Raw genomic sequence first — 11591 nt, 5'->3', positions numbered from 1 at the left:
TCAAGCGAAAGCTGCCTAAAGCCGCACGCAAAATATTATTTATACACCGGGACGACGCAAACCGGTTTCGGCAGCGATAGCGTATGCCCCGTCGGCGTCAATCGTCCGCTTTCCTTGTCGATGCGGAAGGAAACGACCGAGTCGCTGTTCTGGTTCGCGGCAAGCACATAACCGCCTTTGACGACCGCGAAGTTGCGCGGGGTTCGGCCCCCCGTCGATACCCACTCGACCGCCTTGAGGAGCCCCGTCATCGGGTCGACGTGATACAGCCCGATGCTGTCGTCGCTGCGGTTCGAGGCGTACAGGAAAAGTCCGCATGGCGAAATATGGATGTCCGCGCTGCTGCTTCCGGTTGCGGCTCCTTCCGGCAATGCCGACAAGGTCTGCAAAAGCTCCAGGTTCCCGGCCTCCCCATCGAACGCATACACATTGACCGTATCGTCCAGCTCGTTGATACCGTACGCCCACTTGCCCGAAGGATGGAATTCGAAATGGCGCGGACCCGCCCCCGGAGCGATTTTAACCCTGTTATGCTCTTGAAGCTTGCCGCCGTCCAAACGGTAAAACACGATTTCATCCAAGCCGAGATCGCATACCAGCGCGTATGTCCCGGTCGGGTCCTGGAACACGGAATGCGGATGCGCCCCTTCCTGGCGTTCCTTATTGACGCTGCTGCCGCTATGGCGGACGAGGCTTGTCTCGGCAAGTTTCCCGTCGCCTTCGATCCGGTAGGCGTTCACGTGGCCGCTGGAATAATTGGCCGCCAGCACATGGCTTCCATCCCGGGTTAACGCGATGTAGCAAGGGGCCGAGCCGTGGGTCGGCTTGCGGTCCAGCAGCTGCAGTTCGCCGGTTTCCCCATCTACCGCGTAGGCGTACACTTCGCCTTCCTCCGTCTCGCTCACGGCATACAAACGGTCTTTGGCCGCATCCAGCGCAAGGAACGACGCATTCGCGATGCCGTCCGTTCCGCGCACGATTTCCATGCTGCCGTTATCCATGTCGAGGGCGCACAAAAAAATGCCTTCTTCGTCCGCACCCGCGTATGTACCGGCGTAAAACCATCTTTTGTTGTCGCTCATCCTTTTCATCCCGCTCCTTCATTCTATTTTCCCTTGCTGTGTCCATGTCGCTTGTCCGTTACTCTAACAATAATCTTTTCCGTGCCGCGGGGCAACGCTAACTTCGCTTTTTTCGGCCGGCGAAAAAACGCCCTTCCCCATTCTTTTTGCTGCATTCCCATCCTTTATGACAAAACTTTTTGCAGGTATAATGGTATCGGAACGCAAGTTCTTCCATTTTTAGGACGTGAACGCATGAGCCCTCTTGCATGCGGACATGCTGTGAGGGAGACTCTGCGTTTCCGGGCTTGGATCGCATTGATGTAAGTCCGGCTGGAAAGCGTAAGCTTCCGAAGCAATCGGCAATGTCTAGATGAGAGAAAACGTTTTGGAGGAGGAGATTGGATTGAAATCGGTAGCCGTATTTTGCGGTTCAAGCAAAGGTGCGTCGGACGTGTACGCGGAAGGCGCAAAGCAGCTCGGGAAGGAACTGGCACGGCGCGGCATTACGCTGGTGTACGGCGGTTCCAGCATCGGCGTGATGGGGGCGGTCGCGGATGCCGTCCTGGCGGAAGGCGGACAGGCGATCGGCGTCATGCCGGGGTTTTTGGACAAAAGGGAAATATCCCACAAACATCTCACGGAGCTGATCATCGTCGATTCGATGCACGAACGGAAGGCCAAAATGGCCGAATTGTCCGAAGGATTCATGACCCTGCCGGGAGGGCCGGGAACGATGGAGGAATTTTTCGAAATCTTTACGTGGGCCCAGCTCGGGCTGCACCGCAAGCCGCTCGGATTCCTGAACATCAACCATTATTACGATCCTCTGCTCGAGTTTTTCAAGCATATGGCCCGCGAGCAGTTCCTGCACGAAAAATATTTGACCATGGCTTTGGTCGACACCGACCCGGGCCGCTTGCTCGACCAGTTCGGCGCCTACGAGCCGCCGGCCGTCAAAACCTTTCTCAAGCCTGACCAAACGTAACATAGATGAAGCCAAAAACAGACCGGGGGCCTGCCGCGCCCGGTCTGTTTTTTTCGTTATTTTTGAATCGTGAGGCTGAATGTTTTTGGGATGAACGTACCGGGATATTCCTCCGCCTCGAAGGTTAGGGGCTGCGGATAGGCCTTGCCGGGAATGTCGAAATAATACGCATCCAATCCGGTATCGGCATCCTTTCTCCACCCCTCGTGAATCACCTCGGCATTGTTGGCGATCAACTTATGTTTGTTTCCTTTTCCGTCCGTGAATTCGGGGTTTACTTTCATAAACTGGGTAATCCGCGGATCAAAACTCGGGAACCCCGAGGTGATGCGGATCCGTTCGTATGACGTTTCGATGGAAGCCAGCTTCAGCCTGCTGTCCGGCGCTTGAATCAGCTTAAACTGTTTCGTGTCGATCACGAGCTTCCTTTTCCCCCGAAAAGCCGTTTCAATCCCTGATCCCCGCAGTTCAAGCGGGTCTCCCTTCACATAGTCCGGAGCATGGAAACTAAAGATGAGCTCGCCGTTTTCCTTTATCGGGCCCATGGCTGGCTGAAGCATGTTTCCGCGGTCATTTTTCGTGTAGAGTCCCCAATCCAAAAAACGGGCGATATTGGGCGTGCCGGCATCCGAAGTCAGTATTAAGTTCAAACGTTCGGGAACCTGCACCATCGTCTCCAGCTTGATCTTCTGTCCTTCCAAATCAAACGATTGGCCAGCCGGTATCGTTCGTTCAAGAACCGCAAGCTTGGATAGGTCTACGGGAATCTTTACCTCCAGAAATTTTTGCGTCGATACCGGCTCGCCGTTGCTCCACTTACCCGAAAAATAAAACTCGTCCGGAAGCTGCGTGCTGCCAGCCAGATCGAAGATCAGCATATCCCGGTAGCTTCCCTCGTCGTAATATCCCGTTTTTTGACGATCGTCGCGCACGAATTGCCGAAACGGCAGCTTATCGTAGGTTTTCGTGTACAGGCCGGGATTTACGGGCGTGATCCGATCCCCTTGATCGCTTTTCGATGTATAAAACAGCACGACATGCTTCCGGTCCGTCATGATTCCGTCCACCGTGACATGGTAACCCTCATAGGATGCCGTTGCGCCGACCGCCTGATATTTCCCCTGATCCAAAGCTTCGCGCAGCATCCCCCGTTTGCCGACGGACCATTCGACGTAAGCCGGAATTTGCCGTTCGGCTGCACTCTGCAAGGATGCCGAACGGCCTCCAAAAGTCAGCTCGGGCACATAGACGGCAGCCGCAACAAGCAAAAGTAATGCTGCCGCGCAGGATGCAGCCACCCTGCCGACCCGCCGCCGGTATTGGGCTTTTCCCCCTCGCCCCATTCCGTTTTTGATCGCGGCATCAAGCCGCTGTTCGGGAATTCTCCGCCTGGCGATATGCGCCGGCTCGAAATATTGCTCGAGCAGCCGTTCTTGTTCATTCCCCATGATATACCTCGCCCCCTGCGTTCAGTTTGCCGCGCAGCTGCTTCAAGCCTTGATGAAGCCATGTTTTTACCGTGCCCTCCGGTTTGTCCAACACGTTGGCAATTTCGGCAAGCGTCATATCCTGATAGTATTTCAGCACAAGCACATGCCTGTATTTCGGCCTCAGCCGCCCCATCGCCTGATGCAAGTCCAGCCTGCTGTCGCTGACCATCTCGGCCATGCGCTCATCTTTGTCGAACAGAAGCGGCAGGGTCCGTTTCCTCCGCTTCTGTTCGTCGATGCAGCAGCGGATCAGAATGCGGACCAGCCACGCCTCGAAGGCCGAAGCTTCTTTCAGCTTGCCGCAGTTCGCCCAGGCTTTGCACACCGCTTCCTGCATGGCTTCGAGAGCGTCCGCCTCATTGCCCAAATAGCTGAACGCAATGCCGTACAGCTTTCTCTTTAATCCGGATACCAGCGCGTAAAACGCTTCTTCATCCCCATGGCAGGCAGCGGCCGTAAGTTCCGGGTCGCTCATCACGCTTAACCCCTTTCCTGCATTTTCACCGGCCGGTGAAGATTCATCGAACCGTTCCAGGATCGATAACGGATGTTGTCATTCCGTATATTTAAGACAGCGCAGAAGCGTAAACGGTTTTATTTTTTGTCCATCGATTTTGCCACATCGCTCCATAAAAAAGCGCAGCAAAAAAGCAGCCCCTTCGGAAGCTGCCTGTCTATAACTGCGATATTAAACCGGGTCCGCGGTTCCGGCTTCAACGATCTGGCGTTTGACGTCCTTCATCGTAATCCCGTCCAGATATCGTTCCAGCGCGGATTCTCCGCCGCTGTATATTTGATCCATGATCCCCTGGATATTGGCTGCAACCTCGCAATTCAGCTCTTCGCCGCCGGAGCACCAGCCCGGCTTCAAGGAGCCTCGGGCGAGCAAACGATACAAGTCTCCCAGCGTCGCGTTTTCGGTGTCCGGATTCAGCAGATACCCTCCGCCGACGCCTTCTTTTGTCGCCACGTACCCATGTTTGCGCAGCAGGCCGAGCACCTTGCGTATGCGGGCAGGATGCGTGCATACGCTTTTGGCGATTTCCTCGCTGTTAGCCATATGATCCTCTTTTACGCTAAGAAGGGTTAAACAATGGACGGCAATGTTAAACTCACTATTCATTTTTGCTCCTCCTTATACTGTAATTATATGGTTAACAGTTGCCGGTGTCAACCGGGGCGGACCATTTCCTTTACGTTCCTTTGGGGGGCCGGACACGAAATCTACAACCTTTATTTCTAGTGTATCAAGCCGCCGGAAAGATAAACCCCATCCTTGTGATTTTATCTTGTTTCGGGTTCGTGTTACAATAGAACGGCGGAAGAAAATGCTTCCGCCTATTTTTGGGCAAGGAGCTGGACAAGGCCATGATCCATTACATTCGTTTGCGTTAATGAGAGGTGCAGGTTTAAATCGACCCGGCCGCTTTTTTTGAAGCCTGAAGCCGAGGTTTATTTAGCTGCGCCTTTTTCATTTGACCCGGGATTTGCAATATCCCGAACCAAACGAATGAATGGGGTGTATTTGCATTGTCCAAAAAAGAACATCTGCATCATTTGGCGAGCCTTTTAGCCCGCCACGCAACCATCTTCCGCTGTCCCGTCTGCGGCGGGGCCATGAACATGGCGGGCGAACGAAGCCTGTCATGCACGGCCGGCCACCTTTTTGATCTGTCCCGCGACGGGTACGTCCATCTGCTGCCGAACGCCAAGCCGGGCAAATACGAAAAGGAATTGTTCGCGGCGCGCAGGCTGATCAACGACGCCGGTTATTTCGATTTGCTGCTCGAACATTTATTTTCCGTCATCAACGGCAACATGCGGCCGGGTCCGGCCGATGCCTTGGCGCTGTTGGATGCCGGATGCGGCGAAGGATCGCACGTATCCGCTCTTCAAGCCAGACTGGAGTCTGCCATGAACCAAGACATCGTCGCGGTAGGGGCCGATCTGTCCAAGCCGGGCATCGTGACGGCCGCCAAAAGAAACGCCCGCGCCATCTGGGTCGTGGCCGATTTGGCCCGCAGTCCGTTTCGGGATCAAGCGTTTGACGTCGTCACGAATATATTGTCCCCCTCCAATTACGGGGAATTCCGTCGGCTGCTCAAACCGAACGGCATGCTTGCGAAGGTGGTTCCGGGACCGGAGTATTTGCGGGAGTTCAGGCAGTTTCTGTACGGGGAGCGTGCCCGCCGCACGAAGGCTGCGGAAAATACGGCCGCGTTGTTCGCCAAACATTTTCCGGACATGAAGCAGCGCCGCGTGCGGTACGAAGCCGAGCTGGAACCGCATCATTTGGAAGCCATGCTCCGGATGACGCCGCTGTCCTGGCAAGCCACCGAGGAACAGGTCCGAGGGCTGCTCGCCCGTAGCTCCTTTAGGCTGACGTTTGATTTTTATATTTTATGGGGAAAACCGTTTATCGGATGAATATTTTTGCTAATGAATGTTTTAGCCCAAAAAGCGTACCCCTTCCAGGCTCCCTGGAAGGGGTACGCTTTTGTCGTTCAGGCCAAGCCCGCGCCGATTCCGTTAATACGTCGGCGGGTCCGCATGCTCCAGACCGGGGATCGATTTACCCTTCGGCAGCTCAAAGGACCATTCCACGTTGTTGTACCATTTGTCCGTAACGATGCGGATAAGCGTCGCTTTTTCGGGCAGCCGTTTCATTCCGTTCACGATAAAGCCAGGGTCCCCCGTCACCTCGTTCCATTCACCCCACCCGACCGATCCTCTGTACGTCACCAGGTATTCCTTTCCGTCCGAATCCTTTACGATCCATTCGTCATGGTTGAACATGTTGCGGAATTTGCCCTTCATCCGGATCAGGCTGACATTCGGGCCTGCCCCCTCTTTCTGGTTGGGATCGTTGTCGACCCAGAAATCGCTTAACGTCAGTTCGTCTCCTTGATCCTTGAACACGGCCGGATGGTGTTTCAGCTCGCTTGGAACAAGCTCCACCGAACCGCTGCTTCGGACCGGGATGGAATATCCGTCCAACACGAAACGCAGCTTCTGGCGGTCATAGGGAAGATAACGGAACGTGAACGTCCAGTGGCGTTTCCCGCCCCGGAGTTCGCTGTTTTGCGAAATGATGGTTTCCATATGCGGGAACTTGATGTTGTTGACGCTCGAAATGTCTTCCCCCTGCTCATTTTCAAAATGAAACATCAGCTGCTGCTTGGACTCCAGTTCGCCCGGAGAACGCCGGGCCGCCCGGGGGCTTAACGACGTGCTTAACTCGAGCCGCACTCCGCTTGGCGTGCGAACCAGCTTCTCCATTTCGATCCGCAGACCGTCGGGGGTCGTATATTTCTCACGCAAAGGCGTCGTGATGTTCATCGCGTTCGCCTTTTTCATGTCCAGCTCGAACCGGAAGTCCCATTTCCCGTCGACGACCTTTCCGGTGTACGGAATCTGCAGATGGTCGACGCGGGCCTGCACGATCAGCGCATCCGCCGGGATTTCCTTCACAAAAACAAACGTTAATTTTTCGACCGTGTCCGATCCCTCGATGCCTCTCAGCTCCGCGACCTCATTTCCGTTCAAATCCGTAATATGGAGATCATGCCAGTCGATCGCGTAAACCAAAGGCTTCCCTTGGGGATCCGTCACCTTCACGCCCATGACGAGCCTGGTGGCATCCGCAACGACCTCGTCGATTTCCAGCGCGTACCCTTTATCCTTCACCTTCACATGGGGATTCTGCACAATGCCCAGCTTGCGCGCATCGAGCATCCCGCTGTCCGTCGTCTCTTTGGAAAAAATGGACCTTACCCAATCGGCGATGGACGGCTGGGCATATAAGGTGAGGGCAGCCGTGACGATGGCCAGCGATGCGATCCACAGCGCGCTTTTTCGGATGATCCGTCCGTATCTGCGCTTGCGCCGAAAAGATGCCGGATGCCCATGCTCCATGGTTCCGTCCCCGTCCTCGATTTCAATGTCGGCCAAAGACGCCATCACCCGCTCCGTGAACCCGTCGGGCAATGCCTTGCGAAAGAGCAGCTCTTCCCACGCCTTTTCCCCCTCTTCCGCCAGCTGCAGCAGCAAACGGCACTCCGGACAAGTTTGCATATGGAGGCGCGCCTCTTCATCCATTGCGTTATTTCCAGACCGAATGAATTCTCTTGTCTGAGACAGATTCCAGCATTTCATGCTTTATCCCCTCCTTATCCTTGACCATTTTGCATAAGGACTTCTTGGCTCGGTGAAGCCGGTTCCGCACCTGGTTTACCTTAATGCCGGCAATTTCGGCGATTTCTTCGTAACTGAGCTCGTTCGTATATCGCAGCAGCAGCACGATGCGGTATTTTTCGGGCAGTTGGTTGATAAGCTGCTGCACTTCTCCGCCGGTCTCCTTGCGCAGAAAGGCTAATTCCGGCGTTTCGGCATGGTGCCTTCCCTCGCCCAGGACGCCGTCATCCGCCAGCAGGTCTTTTTTTTTCCGCATCGCGTCCCGCATGACGTTCACGGCAATCGTGTACAGCCATGAGGCGAAGCTGGAGTCTTCCCTGAAGCTTGCCAGCTTGCGGTAAGCCTTCAGAAAAGCTTCCTGCGTATAATCCTGGGCGTCCTGCGGGTTTGCCCCCATGCCCAGAAGCAAACCGTATATTTTGTTTTTATGTGTATCGACCAGCTGCGCAAAGCTGTCCTTATGTCCGGCAAGCACCTGTTTGACCAGCGCAGCGTCCCGTGACGGGTCTATCATAACGATCCTCCCCTGCTCTCTCTTCCTCTGACCATTTTACATATCTAGTAGACGAAGGAGGCAGGTTTTTCCTCTCGCTTTTTATACAAAAAGTCCCCGTCAAGCGGGCCCGGGCTGCGAGCCGGTTCAAGCGCTTCTGCGGGGAACCCCGAAAAAAAAGGAGCCCTCCGAATGAAGGGCCCAAATCAGATTAGACATATGAAAGGGTTTACATTTACCATTATAGTATGATTTTGTCCTTTTGAAAACGCTTTTTTGAAAGAGAATGCTGCAAACATCCGAGCAGCGGCTTTCCGCCAAGCAGCCTTGGCGTGAAACGCATTCGTCCAACTATAACGTTGTGTCCGGAGAGCGTCCGGAATCGAACGTTGAAGATGCCTTATAAAAAAATGGGTTGATTATGGAAAATAAATGATTGCCAAAAACTAATACCATTAGTTATAATGCTAATAAGATTAGTCTTAGCGTATGGGAGGATGATTTTCATGAAAAAAACGACCGTTCATCAAGTCACCCAGCTTTCCTTTTTGCCCCGCCTGTTCCCCGTCAACGTGTATCTCGTCGAAGAAGCGGACGGCCTGACCCTGATCGACGCCGGCATGCCGTTCAGCCTGAAGGGGATTCTCAACGCTGCGGATTCGCTCGGTAAACCGATTACCCGCATTTTGCTCACCCATGCGCATGGAGACCATGTCGGGGCTTTGGACGGATTAAAGGAAGCCCTCCCAAACGCCGAAGTGCTTATATCGCGCCGGGATCAAGCCCTTTTGGCCGGCAGCCGCGCCCTGGAAGCGGGAGAACCGCAAACGCCGATCAAGGGGGACGTCCCGCAAAAAGTCCGTACGAAACCGGATCGCCTCCTGGCGGACGGGGATCGGATAGGTTCCCTCCTGGCCATCGCCTCTCCGGGGCACACGCCCGGCCATATGGCCTTCTACGATACCCGGAGCGGCGTCCTGATCGCCGGCGACGCGTTCCAAATCCGGGGCGGGATGGCCGTATCCGGCGACACGCGGCCGCTTTTCCCTTTCCCCGCGATGGCGACCTGGAATAAAGAAGCCGCATTGGCAAGCGCCCGCCGCCTGGCCGACCTGAAGCCGTCCTGGCTGGCCGTCGGCCACGGCCGGATGCTGGAGCAGCCCGCCGCTGCCATGAACCAGGCCATTCTGCGGGCCGAAGCCGCTTTTCGGGAGGTGAAATAAGATGGCGAAAATGGGCCTCGACCGTCACACCCTCCTCGTTGCCGCCGCCGAAATCGCCGACGAATCCGGCTTGGATTCGCTGACCTTGGCTGCGCTTGCGCAAAAGCTGAAGGTGCGTTCGCCTTCCCTGTATAACCACGTGAACGGCCTTCCCGATTTGCGGGCGGCGCTGACCGTTCACTGCATCCGCTTGCTTGTCGAAACGACACGGGACGCGGTCATCGGCAAAACGGGCGACGATGCGATCCTCAGCTTATGCGGCGCTTACCTCCGGTTCGCACGTTCCCGCCCCGGGTTGTACGAAGCCTTTTATAAGGTAAACACGCAGCGGCACGAAGAGCTGGAATCGGCGAAACAGGAGCTGCTGAACCTTTTTTTGCGGATTATGGAGCCTTACGGGCTCGGCGAAACGGAAACGCTGCACGCGATCCGCGGACTGCGCAGCCTTTTGCACGGGTTTGCGTCGCTTGAGCAGCACGGAGGATTTCAAATGGACCTGAAGGTGGATGAAAGCCTGGAATACGTTTTGCGGGCTTTTTTGGAAGGGCTGCACACGAGCAAAAAGCCGATCCATAAGTAAAGAATGTCATATGGCGTTCAAGTTTACTTCTTGCCGGGTGTGATATAATATAGTTATACGTGATTAATTATATCATTATGAAGAGAGGAGTCTTGAACGTGGCTCATATCAGTCCCTCATATCTTCAAATCGGATCCACCGTAGGGGCTTTATTGATGGCTCTTCTGGTCATTTTTGTCCGCTTGAAGGCCAGCAACAGACCGGTAACGATCAAAAAAATCATTATTCCGCCGCTAGGCATGGCCACCGGCTTCCTGATGTTCGTGGCGCCGCAAGTCCGGGTTCCGTGGCTCTGGGCGTTGGCCGCCTTCCTTGTCGGCTGGTTCATATTTTCATATCCGCTCATTCGCAGCACCAAATTCGAGGTCTCGGAGGGCCAGGTGTTCGCCAGACGTTCCAAAAGCTTCGTGGTCATCTTGTTCGTTCTGCTGATCGTCCGTACCGTGCTTCATCAGGTGATCGACGAGTATGTTTCGATTCCGCAGTCCGGCGCCCTGTTTTTCTTGCTGGCGTTCGGCATGATCGTCCGCTGGAGAGTGTTCATGCTGAAACAATACCGCTCCATCGAAGCGTCGGGCGAACTGCAAAGCACCCCGCTGCCCCAGGAACCCCCGACCTCGACGAATGCAAAATAACAACGATATTTACGCATCCTTTCACCGTCTTCCGCGGCCCGCCGCAGAAGGCGGTTTTTTTATGCGAGGCGGAGCCCTTTCCCCTTGCATCTTGCTGCATTCAAAGGTATATTGCATTATGGAAATGCAGAACCTAGGGGAGAAGGACAAAAAGCGGCAACATGTTTCATCCGTTCAGCGACACTTTGTTGAATTTGTCACAATTTGCGCACAAAAATGGAGGAAAACAGAGAGATTCGGACCAAGAAGACGTATACTTGTGTAAAACTTCACAATTTGTGCGTAAGGCTTGAAATGCCTCATTATCCTTTTGGTGAACATTATGTTAACATAGGTAATGATGAGTTAGATTGCGGCCTTTTTCACTTGAGGAAGGTCTGTTGCTTCTAGACCCCTCTGCCCAAAAAGGGTCTATTAGCCCTTTTTAAAATAAAATTAAGCACTGCTGCTTACGCAAAGGAGAAATGGACATGTCGGAAACAATTACTGATGCAAAGACTGAACAAGCGAACGAGCCTGTCAGCCAAAATCAACAGGATTTGCTCGACCAGCTGCTCAAGCCCGAGGTTCAGGAATCTTTGACCACGCTGGTCAACCATCTTCCAAAGCTGACCGAGCTTGTGAATGTATTGACAAAGTCTTACGATTTCGCTCAAGCCGTGGCTACGGACAAAACGCTGAAAAGCGACACGGTTGGCGCCATTCAGGAGATGGCAACCCCGGTTATCAAATCGGTGAAATCCGTCGCTGCAAACGTGATCGAAGCAAAAGACCGCGCAGAAAGCAGTCAAGAAGTGATCGGTCTTTTTGGCCTGCTCAAATTGCTGAAAGATCCGCAAGCACAAAAAATGTTCCGTTTCGTGAACGCTTATCTCCAAGTCTCTGCTGAAAACGCGAAAGAACAAAAATAATCCACTTTAATATTTA

12 protein-coding genes are annotated in these 11591 nt (G+C 54.1%); 6 read left to right on the top strand and 6 right to left on the bottom strand.

The genetic code is table 11. The features are described from left to right. Nucleotides 1-35: 35 nt before the first annotated feature. The gene (locus MKY58_RS01745; protein ID WP_339323204.1) at nucleotides 36-1082 is read right to left on the bottom strand and encodes a lactonase family protein; all 1047 of its coding nucleotides are present in this window, start codon (nucleotides 1080-1082) and stop codon (nucleotides 36-38) included. 385 nt (nucleotides 1083-1467) lie between these two features. Between MKY58_RS01745 and MKY58_RS01740 the strand changes: the two genes are divergently transcribed. Beyond that, the gene (locus MKY58_RS01740) at nucleotides 1468-2049 is read left to right on the top strand and encodes a TIGR00730 family Rossman fold protein (protein WP_339323203.1); all 582 of its coding nucleotides are present in this window, start codon (nucleotides 1468-1470) and stop codon (nucleotides 2047-2049) included. Nucleotides 2050-2105: 56 nt separating this feature from the next. Here MKY58_RS01740 and MKY58_RS01735 read toward each other — a convergent pair whose 3' ends face one another. The 3 genes from MKY58_RS01735 to MKY58_RS01725 all read right to left on the bottom strand — a co-directional run bounded on the left by MKY58_RS01735 (nucleotide 2106) and on the right by MKY58_RS01725 (nucleotide 4662). Beyond that, entirely contained in the window at nucleotides 2106-3497 is a 1392-nt protein-coding gene (locus MKY58_RS01735; protein ID WP_339323202.1) for a DUF4179 domain-containing protein, read from the bottom strand. Next, entirely contained in the window at nucleotides 3487-4014 is a 528-nt protein-coding gene (locus MKY58_RS01730) for a sigma-70 family RNA polymerase sigma factor (protein WP_339323201.1), read from the bottom strand. The genes MKY58_RS01735 and MKY58_RS01730 overlap by 11 nt, the downstream gene beginning before the upstream one ends. Nucleotides 4015-4227: 213 nt before the next feature. Continuing rightward, nucleotides 4228-4662 carry an Rrf2 family transcriptional regulator gene (locus MKY58_RS01725; RefSeq protein WP_212948779.1) on the bottom strand — a complete coding sequence of 145 codons (435 nt, stop codon included), beginning with the start codon at nucleotides 4660-4662 and terminating at the stop codon, nucleotides 4228-4230. A gap of 407 nt (nucleotides 4663-5069) precedes the next feature. Between MKY58_RS01725 and MKY58_RS01720 the strand changes: the two genes are divergently transcribed. Beyond that, nucleotides 5070-5966: a putative RNA methyltransferase gene (locus MKY58_RS01720; protein WP_339323200.1), complete on the top strand. Its 897-nt coding sequence runs from the start codon at nucleotides 5070-5072 to the stop codon at nucleotides 5964-5966. Nucleotides 5967-6068: 102 nt separating this feature from the next. Here MKY58_RS01720 and MKY58_RS01715 read toward each other — a convergent pair whose 3' ends face one another. Then, on the bottom strand, nucleotides 6069-7694 hold the full coding sequence (locus MKY58_RS01715) for a DUF4179 domain-containing protein (protein ID WP_339323199.1): 1626 nt from the start codon (nucleotides 7692-7694) through the stop codon (nucleotides 6069-6071). Continuing rightward, entirely contained in the window at nucleotides 7642-8247 is a 606-nt protein-coding gene (locus MKY58_RS01710; RefSeq protein WP_339323198.1) for a sigma-70 family RNA polymerase sigma factor, read from the bottom strand. Before MKY58_RS01710 ends, MKY58_RS01715 begins: the two co-directional genes overlap by 53 nt. Before the next feature lie 485 nt (nucleotides 8248-8732). Here MKY58_RS01710 and MKY58_RS01705 point away from each other — a divergent pair, with 485 nt between their 5' ends. The 4 genes from MKY58_RS01705 (at nucleotide 8733) to MKY58_RS01690 (ending at nucleotide 11575) form a co-directional block, all read left to right on the top strand. Further along, nucleotides 8733-9449, top strand: coding sequence for an MBL fold metallo-hydrolase (locus tag MKY58_RS01705; protein ID WP_339323197.1), 717 nt, complete (start codon nucleotides 8733-8735; stop codon nucleotides 9447-9449). A gap of 1 nt (nucleotide 9450) precedes the next feature. Further along, a complete protein-coding gene (locus MKY58_RS01700; RefSeq protein WP_339323196.1) occupies nucleotides 9451-10029 on the top strand; it encodes a WHG domain-containing protein in 579 nt (192 codons plus the stop codon). A gap of 98 nt (nucleotides 10030-10127) precedes the next feature. Next, nucleotides 10128-10664: a cytochrome c biogenesis protein CcdC gene (locus MKY58_RS01695; protein WP_339323195.1), complete on the top strand. Its 537-nt coding sequence runs from the start codon at nucleotides 10128-10130 to the stop codon at nucleotides 10662-10664. A 470-nt stretch (nucleotides 10665-11134) separates the two neighbouring features. Further along, nucleotides 11135-11575, top strand: a complete 441-nt coding sequence (locus tag MKY58_RS01690) for a DUF1641 domain-containing protein (RefSeq protein WP_339323194.1) — start codon at nucleotides 11135-11137, stop codon at nucleotides 11573-11575. Nucleotides 11576-11591: the final 16 nt, after the last annotated feature.

The sequence above is a fragment of the Paenibacillus sp. FSL W8-0194 genome (assembly GCF_037969745.1).
GTDB classification, from domain to species: Bacteria; Bacillota; Bacilli; order Paenibacillales; family Paenibacillaceae; genus Paenibacillus_AQ; species Paenibacillus_AQ cookii.
Note: the sequence above shows the minus strand (reverse complement) of the source record. Positions and strands in the feature narration are given on the sequence as shown.